This window comes from Cellulomonas telluris (genome assembly GCF_004886325.1).
Lineage (GTDB): Bacteria > Actinomycetota > Actinomycetes > Actinomycetales > Cellulomonadaceae > Cellulomonas > Cellulomonas telluris.
This window is the reverse complement of the sequence record NZ_QXFN01000005.1, coordinates 35,500-54,249: the sequence shown is the minus strand read 5'-3', so window position 1 is coordinate 54,249 and position 18,750 is coordinate 35,500. Positions and strand designations below refer to the sequence as shown.

Sequence of the window (18,750 nt, the reverse complement as noted above, 5' to 3'; positions counted from 1 at the left end):
GTCGCCGTGGCGGCGCCGGTCCTCGACGCGGTGGAGCTCGGCCCGGGGGTCCGGGCCGGCTTCACGCGTCGGCCGGGCGGCGTGAGCGCGCCGCCGTGGGACGGGTTGAACCTCGGCCTCGCCGTCGGCGACGACCCGGCGGCGGTCGTGCGCAACCGGCGGCTGCTGGCCGAGGCGGTGGGGGTGCCCGTCGTGTTCGCCACGCAGGTCCACGGCCGGCGGGTCGTCGAGGTCGACGCGCTGCCGGAGGTGGACCCCGCGACGTCCGGCGTCGCGGAGGCCGACGCCCTGGTCACGGCGCGGACCGACCTCGCCGTGGCCGTCTACGTCGCCGACTGCGTGCCGGTCCTGCTCGCCGACCCGGTGGCGCGCGTCGTGGGTGCCGCGCACGCCGGGCGGCCGGGACTCGTCGCCGGCGTGGTGGAGGCCACCGTGGAGGCGCTGGTGCGGCGGGGGGCCCGTCCGGAGCGGCTGGTCGCCGCCCTGGGCCCCTGCATCGCGGCCGCGTCCTACGAGGTCCCGGCGTCGCTGCAGGACGACGTCGGTGCGGTCCTGCCCGAGGCGGTGGCGACGACCCGGGCCGGCACCCCCGCGGTCGACCTCCTCGCGGGGGCGCGGGCCGTCCTCGCGCGGTGCGGCGTCGGGCGCGTCCTCGTGGACGGGCGGGACACCTACGCCGACGAGGACCTGTACTCGCACCGCCGCGCGGTGCACGCCGACCCGTCGTCGCCCCGCACCGGGCGCCTCGCCGGAGTCGTCCGTCTGCTCCCCGCGCGCTGACCAGCCCCGACGCGCACGGACGAGTTGCGACACGCCCGCGTGTCGCACGGCGCGGAGGGGGCGCCGTTGCTAGCGTCACCAGCGCAGGGACGTCCGACGGACCCACGGGCCGGCGGACCGACGTGCGGCTCGAGGCAGCCGGGTGGTCCGGCGGATGGGAGACGACGCGATGGCCGGAGCGCTGCGCAAGACGATGCTGTACCTCGGCCTGGCCGACGACCGGACCGAGCACGAGGAGTACCTCGACGAGTACGAGGAGCCGGAGGTCGTCGACGTGCCCGAGGAGCCCTACGAGGCGCAGGTGACGCCGCTGCACCGCACCCCGCGCGTGCAGCCCGCACCCGCCCCGCGCGAGCAGGCGGACCTGCGCCGCATCACCACGATCCACCCGCGCTCGTACAACGACGCGCGCAAGATCGGCGAGGCGTTCCGCGACGGCACGCCCGTGATCATGAACCTGTCGGACATGGACGACGCGGACGCCAAGCGTCTCGTCGATTTCTCCGCCGGCCTGATCTTCGGGCTGCACGGCGCGATCGAGCGCGTGACGAGCAAGGTCTTCCTGCTGTCGCCGGCGCACGTCGAGCTCGCGGGCGACGCGTCCGCGACGGACGCCTCGACACGCTCCGGCTTCTACAACCAGAGTTGACGCGTGCGTCTCCTGGCCAACCTGCTCTATCTCGTCGTCCTCGTCTTCTTCCTCCTGCTGCTCGTGCGGCTGGTGCTGGACTGGGTCCAGTTCTTCGCGCGCGAGTGGCGGCCGACGGGCGTCGCGCTCGTCGTCGCCGAGGTGACGTACTCCGTGACCGACCCGCCGCTGCGCGCGCTGCGCCGCGTGCTGCCCCCGGTGGGCATCGGGCAGGTCCGGTTCGACCTCGCGTTCCTCGTCCTCGCCCTGGGCTGCTCGCTGCTGCTCTCGGTGCTGGGCAGGGTCTGACGAGGCCTCCCGCGGTGCCGTCCCGCACCCCCGCCGGGGTGGGCTTCGGGGACGTGCTCCGTTCGCATTCTCCGATACCGTGGCCCGAGGCGGTCGGTGGACTGACTGCCGCCGGCCAGAGCCAGCACGACCGACAGAGGTGACGACGATGGCACTGCTGACCGCAGACGACGTCCTGAACAAGAAGTTCCAGGCGACCAAGTTCCGCGAGGGATACGACCAGGACGAGGTCGACGACTTCCTGGACGAGGTCGTCAACACCCTGCGGGACCTGCAGGGCGAGAACGAGGACCTCAAGACGAAGCTCGCGGCCGCCGAGCGCCGGATCGCCGAGCTCAGCCGTGCCGGTGCCCAGCAGGCCGCCCCCGCCCCGAAGCCCGAGCCGGCCCCCGTGCCCGAGCCGCAGCCCGCGCCCGTGCCGGCGGTCGCGCCGCAGCCGCCCGTGGTGCAGGCGCCCGCGCCCGCCCGCGCGAACGAGCCCGAGTCGGCCACGGGCATGCTCGCCCTGGCGCAGAAGCTGCACGACGACTACGTCCGCAGCGGCCAGGAGGAGTCCGACCGCCTCATCAACGAGGCGAAGTCCCGCGCCAACCGCATCGTCCGCGAGGCCGAGGAGACGTCGCAGCGGACGCTGGGTCAGCTCGAGCAGGAGCGGTCGCTCCTCGAGCGGAAGATCGACGAGCTGCGGGTGTTCGAGCGCGACTACCGCACGCGCCTGAAGAGCTACCTCGAGAACCTGCTCGGCGACCTGGAGAACCGTGGGAACGCGCTGCCGCCGCGTTCGGGCCAGGGGCAGGCCGTCCCGGAGAAGCAGAGCATCTGACCCCTCACGCCGCCGCCGGTCGCCGCTCACCACCGAGCGCGGTCCGGCGGCGTCGGCGTGCCCGCGTCCGGGGGCCGCGGCACGCGGCTGCGCGTCCTGTTGTGCCGCCACGCCGACGCGCATACAGTCGCGGCACTCGAGACGGGGGGAACGTCCGTGACCATGAACGACGCACCGAGCACCCTGACGGTCGGCACCGACACCGGGCCGCGCACCGTCACCCGTGCACTGCCGGTCCGCGACGGCGAGGAGCCGTGGACGCAGGCGGAGGTCCAGGAGGTGGCGGACGAGCTGACCGCCGACCGCGAACGGCTCGCCGGCGAGCTGCTCGAGGCCGGCGCCGAGCTGTCCGAGCTGCTGCGCAACTCCGGCGACGGCGCCGGGGACGACCAGGCGGACTCCGGGTCGTCCGCGCTGGAGCGCGAGCACGAGCTGACGCTCGTGAACAACACGCGCGACCTGCTGGAGCAGACGACGCACGCGCTGGAGCGCCTCGAGGCCGGCACGTACGGCGTGTGCGAGTCCTGCGGCCGCGCGATCGGCAAGGCGCGCCTGCAGGCCTTCCCGCGTGCGCGGCTGTGCGTGGAGTGCAAGCAGCGCGAGGAGCGCCGCTGAGCCGCCCGTAGACTCCTGCGGGTGCCCACGACGGACGACGCCACCGCCCGACCGGACCCGCGCGAGGAGACCGCCGGCGGCGGCTTCCCGTGGAGCCGTCCCGAGCCGTCGCGCCGTCGGCGGCTGCTGGGCCTGCTCACGGGGCTGACGCTCGTCGTGCTGGTCGTCGACCAGCTCACGAAGATCTGGGCGGTCGCGGCGCTGGCGCCGGGCGAGCGCACGGCCCTGCTCGGGGACCTGTTCGGCCTGCAGCTCGTCCGCAACGAGGGCGCGGCGCTGGGCATCGCGTCGGGGATGACCTGGGTGCTCACGCTCGTCGCGATCGTCGTGGTCGCGGTGGTGGTCCGCTCGGCCCGCCGCATCGGCTCGACCGGGTGGGCGCTGGCGCTCGGCCTGCTGCTGGGCGGCGCGACCGGGAACCTGGTCGACCGCCTCGTGCGGGAGCCCGGGCCGGGCCGGGGGCACGTCATCGACTTCCTCGCCTACGGCAACCTGTTCATCGGCAACGTGGCCGACATCGCGATCGTCGCGGCGGCGGTGCTCGTCGTCCTGCTGACGGCGCGCGGCGTGCACCTCGACGGCTCGCACGACGGCGACGCCCAGGACGGGACGCCCGGCGAGGGGACGCCCGGCGAGGGGACGCCCGCGGCCGGCCGTGAGGGCGGTGCGGCGTGAGCGACACCCGGTCGCTGCCGGTCCCGGACGGGCTCGCGGGTGAGCGCGTCGACGCGGCGCTCGCGCGGCTGCTCGGCCTGTCGCGCACGCGGGCGGCGGAGCTCGCGGCGGACGGCGCCGTGCGGGTCGACGGGCGCGAGGTCGGCAAGTCCGACCGGCTGGCCGCCGGCGCCTGGCTCGAGGTCGACCTGACGCCCGCCGCACCGCCGCCGGCGGCGGTCGTGCCCGAGCCCGTGCCGGGCATGCGGATCGTGCACGACGACGACGACCTCGTCGTCGTCGACAAGCCGGTCGGGGTCGCGGCCCACCCGTCGCCGGGCTGGACGGGCCCGACCGTCGTCGGCGCGCTCGCCGCGGCCGGGTACCGGATCTCCACGTCCGGGGCCGCGGAGCGCCAGGGCGTCGTGCACCGGCTGGACGCGAACACGACGGGCCTGATGGTCGTCGCGAAGAGCGAGCACGCGTACACGGTGCTCAAGCGCGCGTTCAAGGAGCGCACCGTGGAGAAGGTGTACCACGCGCTCGTCCAGGGGCACCCGGCCCCGACGACCGGCACGATCGACGCGCCGATCGGGCGGCACCCGTCGTCGGACTGGAAGTTCGCCGTGGTGGCGGACGGCAAGCCGTCGGTGACGCACTACGAGGTGCTCGAGATGCTGCCGGGCGCCTCCCTCGTCGAGGTGCACCTGGAGACCGGGCGGACGCACCAGATCCGGGTGCACATGGCGGCGCTGCGGCACGCGCTCGTGGGCGACCTCACGTACGGGGCGGACCCGTCGCTGGCGGCGCGTCTCGGCGTGCAGCGGCAGTGGCTGCACGCCGTGCGCCTCGGGTTCGAGCACCCCGGCACGGGGCAGTGGCTCGAGCTCGAGAGCGACTACCCGCAGGACCTCGTCGTGGGCCTGGAGAGGCTGCGCGCGGCGTACGCGTGAGCAGCCTCACGGGGGTCTCCGGCGTGTCGCGGGACACGGGCCGCAGCGGTCCCGGAGGTGTCGGCGGGGGCACGTAGGATCGCCCGCATGGCATCTGCTGGAGGCTCCGACTTCGTCCACCTCCACGTGCACACCGAGTACTCGATGCTCGACGGCGCGGCCCGCCTGCCCGACCTGTTCGCGGAGGTCCAGCGCCTCGGCCAGACGGCGATCGCGACGACCGACCACGGGTACCTGTTCGGTGCCTACGACTTCTGGGCCAAGGGCACGGCGGCCGGCATCAAGCCGATCATCGGCGTCGAGGCGTACGTGACGCCGGGCACGAGCCGCTTCGACCAGACGCGCGTGCGTTTCGGAGGGCAGGGCCAGGAGGCGGACGACGTCTCCGCCCGCGGCGCGTACACGCACATGACGCTCCTGGCCCGCAACAACGAGGGCCTGCACAACCTGTTCCGCGCGAGCTCGCTCGCGTCGCTCGAGGGGCAGATGGGCAAGTGGCCCCGCATGGACCGCGACCTGCTCCAGCGCTACGGCAAGGGCCTCATCGCGACCTCCGGGTGCCCGTCCGGGGAGATCCAGACGCGGCTGCGGCTGGGCCAGTGGGACGAGGCGGTCCGCGCGGCCGGCGAGCTGCAGGACATCTTCGGCAAGGAGTTCTTCTACATCGAGCTGATGGACCACGGGATCGAGATCGAGACCCGTGTGCTCAAGGACCTGCTGCGCCTGTCGGAGCACCTCGGCGCACCGCTCGTCGCCACCAACGACCTGCACTACGTCAAGCGGGAGGACAGCGCGTCGCAGGAGGCGCTCCTCGCGATCAACTCCGGCTCGACGCTGTCCGACCCGGACCGCTTCAAGTTCGACGGCGACGGCTACTACGTGAAGTCCGCCGAGGAGATGCGGCGCATCTGGGCGGAGCTGCCCGAGGCGTGCGACAACACGCTGCGGATCGCGGAGCAGTGCGAGGTCTCGTTCAACACCTCGGCGAACTACATGCCGAACTACCCGTGCCCGCCCGGCGAGGACGAGACGAGCTGGTTCGTCAAGGAGGTCGAGAAGGGGCTGCACCAGCGGTACCCGGCCGGCATCCCCGACGAGGTGCGCAAGCAGGCGGAGTACGAGACCCAGGTCATCACGCAGATGGGCTTCCCGGGGTACTTCCTCGTGGTCGCCGACTTCATCAACTGGGCCAAGGACAACGGCATCCGGGTGGGTCCCGGCCGTGGCTCGGGTGCCGGCTCCATGGCCGCGTACGCCATGAAGATCACCGACCTCGACCCGCTGCAGCACGGCCTGATCTTCGAGCGGTTCCTCAACCCCGACCGCGTCTCCATGCCCGACTTCGACGTCGACTTCGACGAGCGCCGGCGCGGCGAGGTCATCCGGTACGTGACGGAGAAGTACGGCGAGGACCGCGTCGCGCAGATCGTCACGTACGGCACCATCAAGGCCAAGCAGGCCCTCAAGGACTCCGCGCGGCTGCTCGGCATGCCGTTCGCGATGGGCGAGAAGCTCACGAAGGCGATGCCGCCCGCGATCATGGGCAAGGACATCAGCCTCACCGGCATCTTCGACCCGTCCGACAAGCGGTACCACGAGGCCGAGGAGTTCCGGCAGCTGCACGCCGCCGACCCGGACGCGCAGCGCGTGGTCGAGCTGGCGAAGGGCATCGAGGGCCTGAAGCGCCAGTGGGGCGTGCACGCGGCCGGCGTCATCATGTCGAGCGAGCCGCTCATCGACATCATCCCGATCATGCGGCGCCCGCAGGACGGCGCCGTCATCACGCAGTTCGACTACCCGACGTCCGAGGGCCTCGGCCTGATCAAGATGGACTTCCTCGGGCTGCGCAACCTCACGATCCTCGACGACGCGCTCGAGAACATCGTGATGAACGGCAAGGAGCCGGTCGAGCTCGAGTCGCTCGAGCTGACCGACCGGGCCACCTACGAGCTGCTCGGGCGCGGGGACACCCTGGGCGTGTTCCAGCTCGACGGCGGCGGCATGCGGACCCTGCTGCGGCTCATGCGCCCCGACAACTTCGAGGACATCTCCGCCGTCGGCGCGCTCTACCGCCCCGGCCCGATGGGCGCGAACTCGCACACCAACTACGCGCTGCGCAAGAACGGCCAGCAGCCGGTGACGCCCATCCACCCGGAGCTCGAGGAGCCCCTGGCGGACATCCTCGGCACGACCTACGGCCTGATCGTGTACCAGGAGCAGGTCATGGCGATCGCCCAGCGCGTCGCCGGGTACTCGCTCGGACAGGCCGACATCCTGCGCCGCGCGATGGGCAAGAAGAAGAAGGCCGAGCTCGACAAGCAGTTCGAGGGCTTCTCGGCCGGCATGCGCGAGCGCGGCTTCTCGATGGAGGCCGTCCAGACGCTGTGGGACATCCTGCTGCCGTTCTCGGACTACGCGTTCAACAAGGCGCACTCGGCCGCCTACGGCGTCGTCTCCTACTGGACCGCCTACCTCAAGGCGAACTACCCGACCGAGTACATGGCCGCGCTGCTCACGAGCGTGCGCGACGACAAGGACAAGTCGGCGCTCTACCTCAACGAGTGCCGCCGCATGGGCATCACGGTGCTGCCGCCGGACGTGAACTCGTCGTCGGCGAACTTCACCGCCGTCGGCAAGGACATCCGGTTCGGCCTCACCGCCGTGCGCAACGTCGGCGCCAACGTGGTCGACGCGATCGTCGCGGCGCGCGAGGAGAAGGGCGCGTTCACGTCCTTCACGGACTTCCTCGACAAGGTGCCCGCGGTGGTCTGCAACAAGCGGACCATCGAGTCGCTCATCAAGGCCGGTGCGTTCGACTCGCTCGGGCACGCGCGGCGCGCGCTGCTGCTCGTGCACGAGCAGGCCGTCGACTCCGTCATCAGCGTCAAGCGCCGCGAGGCCGAGGGGCAGTTCGACCTGTTCGCGGACCTGGGCGGGCCGGGCGAGGGCGGCGGCGTCAGCGTGACGATCCCCGACCTGCCGGACTGGGAGAAGAAGCAGCGCCTGGCGTTCGAGCGGGAGATGCTCGGCCTGTACGTGTCGGACCACCCGCTGTCCGGGATCGAGCACGTGCTCGCGGCCGCGGCCGACGTGTCGATCGCGACCCTCAACGCCGACGAGGCGCGCCCGGACGGGTCGACGGTCGTGGTGGCCGGCCTGGTGACGGGCCTGCAGCGGAAGATGTCCAAGCAGGGCAACCCGTGGGCCGCCGTGACGCTGGAGGACATGGAGGGCTCCGTCGAGATCATGTTCTTCGGCGAGACCTACCTCGCCTACTCGACGGTGCTGGCCGAGGACGCCGTGCTCGTGGTGCGCGGCCGCGTCCGCCGGCGCGACGAGACGATGCAGCTGCAGGCGATGGAGGTGTCCATCCCGGACGTCTCGCAGGCCGCGGACGCACCCGTCGTCGTCTCGCTCGCGGAGTCGCGGTGCACGCCGCCCGTGGTCGAGCGGCTGCGCGAGGTGCTGTCGACCCATCCGGGCGTGACCGAGGTGCACCTGCGCCTGACGAACCCGGGCAAGGTGACGGTCATGCGGCTTGACGACGGCCTGCGCGTCGAGCGGTCGCCGTCGCTGTTCGGCGACCTCAAGGCGCTGCTCGGGCCGAGCTGCCTCTCGGCCTGAGCCCCGACGGCGCAGGGCGCCGGGACGCTCAGACGACCGTGAAGGAGACGGCGCCCGTCGGCAGGTCGACCTCGACGACGGCGCCGCGGGTGACCTGCCGGCCGCGGCGGTTCTCCGGCTCGCCGTCCACCCGGACGGCGTCGTCCTCGAGGAGCGCGCGCGCCTCCGCGCCGGAGTCCGCGACGCCGGCCAGCTTCAGGAGCTGACCGAGCCGGATGACGTCGTCGCGCACGTGCACCTCGTCCATGCGCCCATGATCCCGCACCGCGGGGCGCGCGGCGGCCGGTGGACGTGTGCCGCCCGTGGACGCCACCGTCACGGCGCCGCGGCCCGCCTAGACTCGGCACGTGATCTCCCGCATCGACCTGCGTGGCCGTCGTCCGTCCCGTCGTGAGCTGCTCGCCGAGCTGCCGCGTGCGGAGCTCGACGTCGAGCACGCGGCCGCCGCGGTCGCGCCGATCCTCGAGCAGGTGCGGACCGGGGGGGCACGCGCGCTGCGCGACCTCTCCGAGCGGTTCGACGGGGTCCGGCCCGAGCACGTCCGCGTGCCCGCCGCCGCCCTGGCCGACGCCCTCGCGGCCCTCGACCCGCGGGTCCGGGCGGCGCTGGAGGAGACGATCCGCCGCGTGCGGCAGGTGCACGGGGCCCAGCGGCCGCAGGACTTCACGGTCGACGTGGCGCCCGGTGCACGCGTGCGGCAGCGGTGGCTGCCCGTGCGTCGCGTGGGCCTGTACGTGCCCGGCGGCCTCGCGGTCTACCCGTCGTCGGTGGTCATGAACGTCGTCGCCGCGCAGGAGGCCGGCGTCGGCTCGCTCGTCGTCGTCTCGCCGCCGCAGAAGGACCGGGACGGCCTGCCCGACCCGGTCGTGCTCGGCACGTGCGCGCTGCTCGGGGTGGACGAGGTCTACGCGGTCGGCGGTGCGCAGGCCGTCGCCATGCTCGCGTACGGCGCGGCCGGGAGCGACGAGGTGGACGGCGAGACGCTCTGCGAGCCGGTCGACGTCATCACGGGCCCCGGCAACGTGTACGTCGCGGCGGCCAAGCGGCTGGTCCGCGGGCTCGTGGGCATCGACGCCGAGGCCGGCCCGACCGAGATCGCGATCCTCGCGGACGGCACCGCGGACCCGGTGCACGTCGCCGCCGACCTCGTGTCGCAGGCCGAGCACGACCCGCTCGCCGCGGCGGTGCTCGTCACCCCGTCGGTCGAGCTGGCGGGCGCCGTGGAGGCGAAGCTCGTCGACCGGGCCGAGGCCACCGCGAACCGCGACCGGGTGCTCACCGCGCTGACGGGGACGCAGTCGGCGATCGTCCTGGTCGACGACCTCGAGGCAGGCCTGGACGTGGTCAACGCGTACGGCGCCGAGCACCTGGAGATCCAGACGGCGGACTCCGCCGCGTGGGCCGACCGGGTCACGAGCGCAGGGGCGATCTTCGTCGGGCCGTGGTCGCCGGTGTCGCTCGGCGACTACATGGCCGGCTCCAACCACGTGCTGCCGACGGGCGGCTGCGCGCACTTCGCCAGCGGGCTCGGCGTGCACTCCTTCGTGCGCGCGGTGCAGGTCGTCGAGTACGACGCCGACGCCCTCGCCGCCGTCGCGGACCGGGTCGTCGCGCTCGCCGACGCCGAGGGCCTGCCGGCGCACGGCGAGGCCGTGCGCGCGCGCTTCTGAGGCCGGTCAGCCGACCCCGAGCACGAACGGGAGCACGGCGCTCGCGCCGGCGCGCCGCAGCAGGCGACCCGCGACCGTGAGCGTCCAGCCCGTGTCGGCGCGGTCGTCGACGAGCAGGACGCGGCGGCCCGCCACCGCGGCGGCGACGTCGTCGGGCAGCGTCACGTGGCGGACGACGTCGGCCAGCCGCTGCGCGGAGTTCACGTCGTGGCGCGGGGGCGAGCCGGCCGCCCCGAGCGTCCCGGCCCAGGGGACGTCCAGGAGGCGGGCGGTGCCGGCGGCCAGGTGCGCCACCAGCGCGCCGCGGCTCGACGAGCCGACCGCGACCACGACGTCCACCTCCGGCCGCCACGCCTCGATGACGTCGCGCACCGGTGCGCGCAGCGCGACCGGCAGCTCCGTCGGCACCTCGTCGCGCAGGGCCGCGCGCAGCGGTCCGCCCCACCCCAGGCCGTCGAGCCTCCCGACCGCACGCCCCTCCGTGACCTGCTCGTCGGCGGCGAGCCGCCCCCGCAGGTCGAGGCCGAGCGACGCCAGCCCGGTGGGCCACTGGCGCCGCGCGGTCACCGGCTCGCCCGGCACCGCGAGGAGGGTCCGCGCCGACGCCACGGCGTCCTGGTCGGGCACCGCGCCGACCGTCGTGCCCGTGCACGTGTCGCAGCGTCCGCAGCGCCAGCCGTCCTCGAGCGCGGGGTCGTCGAGGGCGGCCCGCAGGTACGCCATGCGGCACCGGTCCGTGCGCAGGTACTCGAGCATCGTGTCCTGCTCGGCGCGGCGGGCGGCGGTCACGCGCGCGTACCGCTCCGCGTCGTAGGACCAGCGCTCGCCGGTCGACTCCCACCCGCCGCGCACGCGGCGCACCGCGCCGTCGACGTCGAGCACCTTGAGCATCCCCTCGAGGCGCGTGCGGCGCAGGCTCACGAACGTCTCGAGGTTCGCGGTCGAGAGCCTGCCGTGGGCGTCGAGCGCGGCGAGCGTGGCGCGCACCTCCTGCTCGGGAGGGAAGGCGTTCGACGCGAACCACTCCCAGATCGCGCGGTCGTCCTGCCCGGGCAGCAGCACCACGTCGGCGCGGGCGGTGGCGCGTCCCGCACGCCCGACCTGCTGGTAGTAGGCGATGGGGGACGAGGGCGCGCCCACGTGCACGACGAAGGCCAGGTCGGGCTTGTCGAACCCCATGCCGAGCGCCGACGTCGCGACGAGCGCCTTGACGCGGTTGGCGAGCAGGTCGGCCTCGGCGGCCTCGCGCTCCGCGGGGTCGGTCTGGCCGGTGTACGTGCGCACGTCCAGACCGGCCGCGCGCAGGTGCTCGGTCACCTGCTCGGCGGCGGCGATCGTGAGGCAGTACACGATCCCGGACCCCTCGAGCGCGGGCAGGGTCGACGCCAGCCAGGCCAGGCGCGTGGCGACGTCCGGCAGCTGCGTCACCTGCAGGCGCAGGCTGGGCCGGTCCAGCGAGCCGCGCAGCACGAGCGCCGGGGCGTCGTCGTCGCCGCCCAGCTGCTCGGCGACGTCGGCCGTGACGCGGGCGTTGGCCGTGGCCGTCGTCGCGAGCACCGGCACGCCCGCGGGCAGGTCGCCGAGCAGCGTGCGGATGCGCCGGTAGTCGGGCCGGAAGTCGTGGCCCCAGTCGGAGATGCAGTGCGCCTCGTCGACGACGACGAGCCCGGCGTCCTGCGCGAGCCGCGGCAGCACCTCGTCGCGGAAGCCCGGGTTGTTCAGCCGCTCCGGGGAGACGAGCAGGACGTCCACCTCGCCGGCCGCGACGCGCGCGTGCACGTCCGCCCACTCCTGCACGTTCGCCGAGTTCAACGTCTCGGCGGCGATGCCCGCCCGGCGGGCCGACTCCACCTGGTTGCGCATGAGCGCGAGCAGCGGCGAGACGATGACGGTCGGCCCGCGGCGGGCGCCGCCCGCGCCGCGGCGCAGGAGCGCCGTGGCCACGAAGTAGACGGCGGACTTGCCCCAGCCGGTGCGCTGCACGACCAGGACGCGCCGGTGGTCGGCGACGAGCGCCTCGATCGCCTGCCACTGGTCCTCGTGCAGGCGTGCGTCGTCGCGGCCGACGAGCCGGCGCAGGACGCCCTCCGCCTCGGCGCGCAGCGCCGCGCGGTCGACCCCGTCGGGGCCCGCGGCGTCGGGGGCAGGGGTGTCGGGCGTGGGGGAGAGGGGCACGTCCCGCAGCGTAGGCCGACCCTGCGACACCGCACCCGCCGCGGCGCCGGCGCGGACCCCTGGACGGGGCCCGCGCTCGAGGTCAATAGACTCGGGGACCGTGACCTCCGCCCCCGACCGCCCGGCCCCGGTGCTGCCGCTGCGGCCCGAGCTCGCCGGCATCGAGCCCTACGGCGCGCCGCAGCTCGACGTGCCGGTCCTGCTCAACGTCAACGAGAACCCGTACGCGCCCTCGGAGCAGGTCGTCGCCGACGTGGCCGCGGCCGTGGCCGAGGCGGCGCGCGGGCTGAACCGCTACCCCGACCGCGACTTCCTCGCGCTGCGCACCGACCTGGCCGACTACCTGGCGACCGAGTCGGGCGTGCGCCTGGACCCGGCGCAGGTGTGGGCGGCCAACGGGTCGAACGAGATCATGCTGCACGTCCTGCAGGCGTTCGGCGGCCCCGGGCGCACGGCCCTGTCCTTCGCGCCGACCTACTCGATGTACCCGGAGTACGCGCGCGACACCTCGACCGCGTGGGTCGTCGGGCGGCGCGCTGAGGACTTCGCGATCGACCCCGGGCACGCGCGCGACGTCATCGCCGAGCACGCGCCCAGCGTCGTGCTGCTCGCGAGCCCGAACAACCCGACGGGCACGGCCCTGCCGGCGTCCACGGTCCGGGTCGTCCTCGACGCCGCGGCGCAGGTGCCCGGCGGCTGCGTCGTCGTCGTGGACGAGGCGTACGGCGAGTTCCGCCGCACCGGCACCGCGTCGGCGCTCGAGCTGCTCGCCGACCACCCGCACCTGGCGGTCAGCCGCACGATGTCCAAGGCGTTCGGGCTCGCGGGCGCGCGCGTCGGGTACCTCGCCGCGAGCTCGCGCCTCGTCGACTGCCTGCGGGTCGTGCGCCTGCCGTACCACCTGTCCGCCGTGACGCAGGCCGTCGCGCGCGCCGCCCTCGCGCACGCGCCCGAGCTGATGGCGCAGGTCGGCTCCCTGCGCGAGGAGCGCGACGGCCTCGTCGCGTGGCTGCGCGCCCGCGGGTTCGTCGCGTGCGACTCCGACGCGAACTTCGTGCTCTTCGGCACGTTCGACGACCGCCGGGCGGTCTGGCAGGGTCTGCTCGACCGGGGCGTGCTCGTGCGCGTCACCGGCCCGGAGGGATGGCTGCGGGTGTCGGTCGGCACCCCGGCGGAGACGGCGGCGTTCCGCGACGCCCTGGTGGAGGTGACGGGACGATGAGCCCGCAGCAGGACGCGCCGGTGGCCCGGCGCACGGCCCGCGTCGAGCGGGCGACGAGCGAGTCGACCGTCGTCGTCGAGGTGGACCTCGACGGCACGGGGCGCACCGACGTCGACACGAGCGTGCCGTTCTACGACCACATGCTCACGGCGCTGGGCAAGCACTCGCTCATCGACCTCACGGTGCGCGCCACGGGCGACACTCACATCGACGTGCACCACACCGTCGAGGACACCGCGATCGTGCTCGGGCAGGCCCTGCGCCAGGCGCTCGGGGACAAGCGCGGCATCGCGCGGTACGGCGACGCCACGGTGCCGCTGGACGAGGCGCTCGCGCACGCCGTCGTGGACGTGTCCGGGCGCCCGTACCTCGTGCACACCGGTGAACCCCCCGGGCAGGAGTACCACCTCATCGGCGGGCACTTCACCGGCTCGCTGACCGCCCACGTGCTCGAGTCCATCGCGCACCACGCGGCGTTCACGGTGCACGTGCGCGTGCTGGCCGGGCGCGACCCGCACCACATCGTCGAGGCGCAGTTCAAGGCCCTCGCGCGCGCGCTGCGCGCCGCCGTCGCGCTGGACCCGCGGGTCGAGGGCGTGCCGTCGACGAAGGGCGCGCTGTGAGCACGGACCGTCCGGAGGGCGCACCGGACGACGACGTGTCGTTCGAGGTGCCGGACGACCTGTCGTCGCTGACGACGCCCGCGGCGCCGACGCTCGCCGTCCTGGTGACGCAGGTCGCGACGGCGGAGGCGCTCGCCGCCGCGTGCGCGCTGGCGAAGCTCGACGTCGACGCCGTGCCCTCGACCGTCGGCGCGATCGCGGTGCCCCGCACGGCGACCGACGGTGCGCGCGCGGCCGCAGCGGTCTCGCAGATGCTCCGGCAGGTGCCCGTCGTCCTGCTCGAGAAGCGCGAGGGCCGGATCGACGCCGGGCAGTGGGTCGGCGGCGCGCGCGACAAGGACCTGCCCGCGGGGCTCGTGCTGTCCGGTGCCCCGGCCGTGCTCGAGGACCTGCTCCTCGGCGACGTGCCGGTGGGCGAGGTCGAGGGCGTGGTGACGTCGGTGGGGCTGTCGCGGATGAAGGCGATGCGCCTGCTCGCGCAGCACCGGCGCTGACGTCCGCCGGCGGACGGGCCGCCGGGTGCGGCGGCCCGCGCGGGTAGACTCGGGGGGTGCCTTCGTCCCCCCGCGTCGTCGTCCTCGACTACGGCTTCGGCAACGTGCGCTCCGCCGTGCGCGCCCTGCAGCGCGTCGGCGCCGAGGTCGAGCTGACCGGGGACAAGCACGTCGCGCTCGAGGCGGACGGCCTCGTCGTGCCGGGTGTCGGCGCGTTCGCGGCGGTGATGGACGGGCTGCGCGGCGTCGGCGGCGACCAGGTCGTCGACCGGCGGCTCGCCGGCGGCCGTCCGGTCCTCGGCATCTGCGTCGGCATGCAGGTCATGTTCTCCGAGGGCGTGGAGCACGGCGTGCACGCCGAGGGTCTGGGGGAGTGGCCCGGCGTCGTCGACCGCCTCGAGGCGGAGGTCGTCCCGCACATGGGGTGGTCCACGGTCGACGCACCCGAGGGCACCGTGCTGTTCGACGGGCTGCAGGACGAGCGGTTCTACTTCGTGCACTCGTACGCCGCGCGCTCGTTCCCCCTGTCGCAGACGCCCGCGCCCGGGGAGAACCCGATGGCGGCGCCGCTCGTGACCTGGTCCGAGCACGGCGGCCGGTTCGTGGCCGCCGTGGAGAACGGGCCGCTCGCGGCGACGCAGTTCCACCCCGAGAAGTCCGGCGACGCCGGCGCCCAGCTGCTGTCGAACTGGGTCGGCTCGCTGCGCTGAGCGGCGCGCCGGCCCCATCCCCCGCGCGCGCCGAGCCGTGGCGCGCGCACGGCCACGAAGAGGACCCATGACCGACACGCCCCGGCTCGAGCTCCTGCCCGCCGTCGACGTCGCCGACGGCCAGGCCGTCCGACTCGTCCAGGGGGCGGCGGGCTCGGAGACCTCCTACGGCGACCCGCTCACGGCGGCGCTCGACTGGTACGAGGGCGGCGCGGAGTGGATCCACCTCGTCGACCTCGACGCGGCGTTCGGGCGCGGCTCGAACGCCCCGCTTCTCGCCGACGTCACGCGCGAGCTGGCGGCGCGCGGTGTGAAGGTCGAGCTCTCCGGCGGCATCCGCGACGACGCCTCGCTCGAGCGCGCGCTGTCGACGGGCGCGACGCGCGTGAACCTCGGCACCGCGGCCCTCGAGGACCCCGAGTGGACCGCGAAGGTCATCGCCTCGCACCGCGAGCAGGTCGCGGTCGGTCTCGACGTGCGCGGCACGACGCTCGCCGCGCGCGGCTGGACCCAGGAGGGCGGGGACCTCTGGGACGTGCTGGCGCGTCTCGACGAGGCCGGCTGCTCGCGCTACGTGGTCACCGACGTGACGAAGGACGGCACGCTGCGCGGCCCGAACCTCGACCTGCTGCGCGAGGTCTGCGCGCGGACCTCGGCACCGGTCGTCGCGTCCGGCGGGGTGTCGAGCCTCGCGGACCTCGAGGCCCTGCGCACGCTCGTCCCGGTCGGCGTCGAGGGTGCGATCGTGGGCAAGGCGCTGTACGCGGGCGCGTTCACGCTGCCGCAGGCGCTCGACGTCGCCGGGCGGCCGTGACGGGCCGCGCCCTGCCGCCGTCGTCGCCGTTCGCCGGCGACGACGGCACGGCCGACCCGGCCCTCGCCGCGGTGCTCGCCCGGCACGCGGCCGGCGAGGCCGACGTCGCCGCGGTCGTCGCGGCACTCGCCCCCACGCGCGTCCTCGTGCCGGTCCTCGCCGAGCTCGAGGTCGCCGACGTCGTCGAGCACGACGGGCACGCGCACACCGTCGACAAGGAGGCGTCCGCCGGCGTGGTCGCCCTGCGCACGCCCGACGGGCGCACGGCGCTACCCGTCTTCACCGGCGTGGAGAGCATGCGGCGGTGGCGCACCGACGCCCGTCCCGTGCCGAGCGACGTGCCGCGCGCCGCGTTGTCCGCCGTCGCGGAGGGGTGGGAGGTCCTCGTCGTCGACCCCGCCGGGCCGGTCCCCGTGGTGCTGCCCCGCACGGCCGTCGAGTCGCTCGCGCGTGGTGAGACGTGGCGCCCTGCCGTCGTCGGCGGGGCCGTCGACCCCGAGGTCCGCGACGCGGTGGCCGCCGCCCTCGCCGGGGTCCGGCTCGTGCGCAGCGTCGACGCCGTGCCGGGTACGCGCGCCGAGGTCGCGGTGCAGCTCGGCCTGCTGCCCGGGCTCGACCGCGCCGGTCTCGACCGGGTGCTCGCGCAGGTGAACGCCGCGCTCGCCGGGGACCCGACCGTCGCCGCACGGGTCGACTCGCTCGAGCTGCGGCTGCGCGCCGCGACCTGAGCGGCGTCGCCCGCGCGAGGCGCAGGGAGGCTCAGCGGCGGCGCCGCACCGCCCACGCGAGGGCCCACGCCGTCCCGACGACGGCGGCCAGGACCTGACCGCCGCGGATCGCCCGGTCGACGTCGACCGCGGGCGACCACCGCGCTCCGTCCCGGTCGACGACGAACACGCCCAGCGGTCGCACGTGCGTCGCCCACCCGCCTCCGCCGCCGTCGCCGGATCCCTGCGCGGGGTCGGAGGACGTGCCGCCGCCCCCGCCTCCACCCACGGTGCCCGCCGCCCGGGCGACGGGGACGACCAGCACGCCGTCGTGCTCGTAGGTCTCGCCGAACACCCGGCGGACGGTGAACGTCTCGGAGGCCGCCCGCGTGAGGGCGGCGAGGTCGAAGGCGCGGTCGGTCATGGCTCTCCTCGTGCGGTGCGGTGATGGAGTGCGGGAGCGGGGGACGACGTCAGCCGCAGGAGGGCGCGGGGGCGAAGGCGGCGGTGTCGGACAGGAGCGTGCGCAGCGTGCTCACCGGCACGACGAAGCTGAGCCCGTCGGAGTTCTTCGCGTAGACGACGCCGATGACGCGACCGGACGCGTCGAGAGCCGCGCTCCCCGACGACCCCGGCTCGACCGGGGCGTCCGTCACGAGCACCTCGCCGAGGTTCTCGTGCAACGGGTCGGTGACGGTGCCGACCACGCGGCCGTCCGTCACGGTCAGCTGCCGTCCGAGCGGGTAGCCGACGACGGTCACGGGGTCGCCGACGGCGGGGTCGGCCTCGGCCAGCACCGGGGCGGCCGGCAGCGGGTCCACGGTCCGGACGACCGCGAGGTCGGCCAGCGCGGCGGTGCTCGCGGCCTCCGCGCCCACGTCGCGCCCGTCGTACGTGCTCAGCTCGAGCTGCGCCGAGTCCGCCACGACGTGCCGGTTCGTCACGAGGGTGTGCTCGTCGAGGGCGAAGCCGGAGCCGGTGGACAGGGCGCCGCAGCCGATGTTGCGGATGCGCACGGCCATCCGCTGCGCGGCGTCGAAGCCGTCGGGCGAGAGCTGCGTGGCGTCGGCCGTCGCGGTCGGCGCCGGCACGCTGCTCGGCACCACGCTCGTCGGCACCGGTGCCGGCGGTGCGGGCAGCAGGGCGCAGCCGCCGACCGCGGCCGACGCGAGGAGCACCGTCACGAGGCCGCGCCCGTGACGTGCCCGGTGGCCGGTCGCGCTCACCGCGTGAGCTCCCGCTGCAGCGCGGCGTTCGCCTCGGTGGCCGCTCCGCAGACCCGCTCGACCTCCGCGCGGAACCGCGCGAGGTCCGCCGCGTCCCACCGGGACGCGTCCTCGAGGTAGCCGATGAGCGTCTCCTGACCGTCCACGCAGTTCGCGAGGGCGGTCGCGACGTTGCCGGCCGCCTGAGAGACGCGGGCCTGGTAGTCGGCGAGCTGCTGCTGCGCGGCCGTGGTGTCCCCGAGCTGCGCCTTCTCGTCGGCGAGCTCCGTGATGCGGGTCTGCGCCGTGGCGAGCTGCTCCCGCGTCGCCTGCAGGTCGCCCGTGGTCGCCTCCAGCTCCGCCTGCGTCTGGGCGAGCTGGTCGCCGTGCGAGCGCGCGAGCGCCTCCCAGTCGGCGGCGGTGCGCTCCCACTGCTGCGTCGTCGTCCACAGCCGCGCTCCCACCAGCCCCGCGGCGACCAGGACGCCCACGAGCGCCAGCGTGAGGAGGACGACCGCCCGCCGCGGACGCCCCGGGCTCCGCGCCGGCTCCGGCGGTGCAGCGGTGGGACCGGCGGCACCGGGGGCCCACCCCGCGGCCGCGGGCACGGGGGACGTCGGCGCGGCGGGGCCCTGCTGGGGGCCGAAGGAGGGGGCGGGTCCGATCGGGCCGGTCATCGCGCCAGGATAGGCGGCGGGGGACCCTCGCCCCGGCGTGCGACCCGCGCCTCACCCAGGTGCGGGT

At 74.9% G+C, this 18,750-nt stretch carries 20 protein-coding genes; 15 read left to right on the top strand and 5 right to left on the bottom strand.

Features of this window, described 5'->3' with window-relative positions:
* Positions 1-6 precede the first annotated feature (6 nt).
* The 8 genes from pgeF to dnaE all read left to right on the top strand — a co-directional run bounded on the left by pgeF (position 7) and on the right by dnaE (position 8,386).
* Positions 7-780, top strand: coding sequence for a peptidoglycan editing factor PgeF (pgeF, locus tag FB586_RS15865; RefSeq protein ID WP_136520327.1), 774 nt, complete (start codon positions 7-9; stop codon positions 778-780).
* Positions 781-949: 169 nt separating this feature from the next.
* Positions 950-1,429 (top strand): cell division protein SepF, encoded by a 480-nt coding sequence (locus tag FB586_RS15860; protein WP_136520769.1) that lies wholly within the window; start codon positions 950-952, stop codon positions 1,427-1,429.
* A 3-nt stretch (positions 1,430-1,432) separates the two neighbouring features.
* Positions 1,433-1,717: a YggT family protein gene (locus FB586_RS15855; protein WP_136520326.1), complete on the top strand. Its 285-nt coding sequence runs from the start codon at positions 1,433-1,435 to the stop codon at positions 1,715-1,717.
* Positions 1,718-1,865: 148 nt separating this feature from the next.
* Entirely contained in the window at positions 1,866-2,540 is a 675-nt protein-coding gene (locus FB586_RS15850) for a DivIVA domain-containing protein (RefSeq protein WP_136520325.1), read from the top strand.
* A 162-nt stretch (positions 2,541-2,702) separates the two neighbouring features.
* The gene (locus tag FB586_RS15845) at positions 2,703-3,155 is read left to right on the top strand and encodes a TraR/DksA family transcriptional regulator (protein ID WP_136520324.1); all 453 of its coding nucleotides are present in this window, start codon (positions 2,703-2,705) and stop codon (positions 3,153-3,155) included.
* Positions 3,156-3,176: 21 nt separating this feature from the next.
* Positions 3,177-3,830: a signal peptidase II gene (locus FB586_RS15840; RefSeq protein WP_136520323.1), complete on the top strand. Its 654-nt coding sequence runs from the start codon at positions 3,177-3,179 to the stop codon at positions 3,828-3,830.
* Positions 3,827-4,762, top strand: coding sequence for an RluA family pseudouridine synthase (locus tag FB586_RS15835; protein ID WP_136520322.1), 936 nt, complete (start codon positions 3,827-3,829; stop codon positions 4,760-4,762). The genes FB586_RS15840 and FB586_RS15835 overlap by 4 nt, the downstream gene beginning before the upstream one ends.
* A gap of 87 nt (positions 4,763-4,849) precedes the next feature.
* Positions 4,850-8,386, top strand: coding sequence for a DNA polymerase III subunit alpha (dnaE, locus tag FB586_RS15830; RefSeq protein WP_136520321.1), 3,537 nt, complete (start codon positions 4,850-4,852; stop codon positions 8,384-8,386).
* Between the two features lie 28 nt (positions 8,387-8,414).
* Here dnaE and FB586_RS15825 read toward each other — a convergent pair whose 3' ends face one another.
* Complete coding sequence (locus tag FB586_RS15825; protein ID WP_136520320.1) at positions 8,415-8,633, bottom strand: RNA-binding S4 domain-containing protein; 219 nt, start codon at positions 8,631-8,633, stop codon at positions 8,415-8,417.
* 100 nt (positions 8,634-8,733) lie between these two features.
* Here FB586_RS15825 and hisD point away from each other — a divergent pair, with 100 nt between their 5' ends.
* Positions 8,734-10,056, top strand: a complete 1,323-nt coding sequence (gene hisD / locus FB586_RS15820) for a histidinol dehydrogenase (protein WP_136520319.1) — start codon at positions 8,734-8,736, stop codon at positions 10,054-10,056.
* Positions 10,057-10,062: 6 nt separating this feature from the next.
* On the opposite strand, the gene FB586_RS15815 is transcribed toward hisD, so the two are convergent.
* Positions 10,063-12,231: a RecQ family ATP-dependent DNA helicase gene (locus FB586_RS15815; protein ID WP_136520318.1), complete on the bottom strand. Its 2,169-nt coding sequence runs from the start codon at positions 12,229-12,231 to the stop codon at positions 10,063-10,065.
* 100 nt (positions 12,232-12,331) lie between these two features.
* On the opposite strand from FB586_RS15815, the gene FB586_RS15810 reads away from it, so the two are divergent.
* The 6 genes from FB586_RS15810 to FB586_RS15785 all read left to right on the top strand — a co-directional run bounded on the left by FB586_RS15810 (position 12,332) and on the right by FB586_RS15785 (position 16,822).
* Positions 12,332-13,453, top strand: a complete 1,122-nt coding sequence (locus FB586_RS15810; RefSeq protein ID WP_136520317.1) for a histidinol-phosphate transaminase — start codon at positions 12,332-12,334, stop codon at positions 13,451-13,453.
* A complete protein-coding gene (hisB, locus tag FB586_RS15805) occupies positions 13,450-14,076 on the top strand; it encodes an imidazoleglycerol-phosphate dehydratase HisB (RefSeq protein ID WP_136520316.1) in 627 nt (208 codons plus the stop codon). Before FB586_RS15810 ends, hisB begins: the two co-directional genes overlap by 4 nt.
* Positions 14,073-14,570, top strand: a complete 498-nt coding sequence (locus tag FB586_RS15800) for a hypothetical protein (RefSeq protein WP_136520315.1) — start codon at positions 14,073-14,075, stop codon at positions 14,568-14,570. Before hisB ends, FB586_RS15800 begins: the two co-directional genes overlap by 4 nt.
* Before the next feature lie 56 nt (positions 14,571-14,626).
* Positions 14,627-15,280, top strand: coding sequence for an imidazole glycerol phosphate synthase subunit HisH (gene hisH / locus FB586_RS15795; protein ID WP_136520314.1), 654 nt, complete (start codon positions 14,627-14,629; stop codon positions 15,278-15,280).
* Positions 15,281-15,347: 67 nt separating this feature from the next.
* Positions 15,348-16,094 (top strand): bifunctional 1-(5-phosphoribosyl)-5-((5-phosphoribosylamino)methylideneamino)imidazole-4-carboxamide isomerase/phosphoribosylanthranilate isomerase PriA, encoded by a 747-nt coding sequence (gene priA, locus FB586_RS15790; RefSeq protein ID WP_136520313.1) that lies wholly within the window; start codon positions 15,348-15,350, stop codon positions 16,092-16,094.
* Entirely contained in the window at positions 16,091-16,822 is a 732-nt protein-coding gene (locus tag FB586_RS15785; RefSeq protein WP_136520312.1) for an SseB family protein, read from the top strand. Before priA ends, FB586_RS15785 begins: the two co-directional genes overlap by 4 nt.
* Before the next feature lie 31 nt (positions 16,823-16,853).
* Here FB586_RS15785 and FB586_RS15780 read toward each other — a convergent pair whose 3' ends face one another.
* From FB586_RS15780 to FB586_RS15770, 3 genes are read right to left on the bottom strand one after another with little or no spacing between them, the layout of a single operon-like run.
* Positions 16,854-17,225 carry a spore germination protein GerW family protein gene (locus FB586_RS15780; protein WP_136520311.1) on the bottom strand — a complete coding sequence of 124 codons (372 nt, stop codon included), beginning with the start codon at positions 17,223-17,225 and terminating at the stop codon, positions 16,854-16,856.
* 49 nt (positions 17,226-17,274) lie between these two features.
* A complete protein-coding gene (locus FB586_RS15775; RefSeq protein WP_246036831.1) occupies positions 17,275-18,027 on the bottom strand; it encodes a S1C family serine protease in 753 nt (250 codons plus the stop codon).
* Entirely contained in the window at positions 18,024-18,683 is a 660-nt protein-coding gene (locus FB586_RS15770) for a hypothetical protein (protein ID WP_136520310.1), read from the bottom strand. Before FB586_RS15770 ends, FB586_RS15775 begins: the two co-directional genes overlap by 4 nt.
* Between the last annotated feature and the right edge of the window lie 67 nt (positions 18,684-18,750).

Bases quoted from the DNA above. Each gene is read 5' to 3' on its own strand.
- FB586_RS15860 (WP_136520769.1), top strand. From the start codon at position 950: ATGGCCGGAGCGCTGCGCAAGACGATGCTGTACCTCGGCCTGGCCGAC.
- FB586_RS15850 (WP_136520325.1), top strand. From the start codon at position 1,866: ATGGCACTGCTGACCGCAGACGACGTCCTGAACAAGAAGTTCCAGGCG.
- FB586_RS15845 (WP_136520324.1), top strand. From the start codon at position 2,703: ATGAACGACGCACCGAGCACCCTGACGGTCGGCACCGACACCGGGCCG.
- dnaE (WP_136520321.1), top strand. From the start codon at position 4,850: ATGGCATCTGCTGGAGGCTCCGACTTCGTCCACCTCCACGTGCACACC.
- FB586_RS15825 (WP_136520320.1), bottom strand. From the start codon at position 8,633: ATGGACGAGGTGCACGTGCGCGACGACGTCATCCGGCTCGGTCAGCTC.
- hisB (WP_136520316.1), top strand. From the start codon at position 13,450: ATGAGCCCGCAGCAGGACGCGCCGGTGGCCCGGCGCACGGCCCGCGTC.
- priA (WP_136520313.1), top strand. From the start codon at position 15,348: ATGACCGACACGCCCCGGCTCGAGCTCCTGCCCGCCGTCGACGTCGCC.
- FB586_RS15780 (WP_136520311.1), bottom strand. From the start codon at position 17,225: ATGACCGACCGCGCCTTCGACCTCGCCGCCCTCACGCGGGCGGCCTCC.
- FB586_RS15770 (WP_136520310.1), bottom strand. From the start codon at position 18,683: ATGACCGGCCCGATCGGACCCGCCCCCTCCTTCGGCCCCCAGCAGGGC.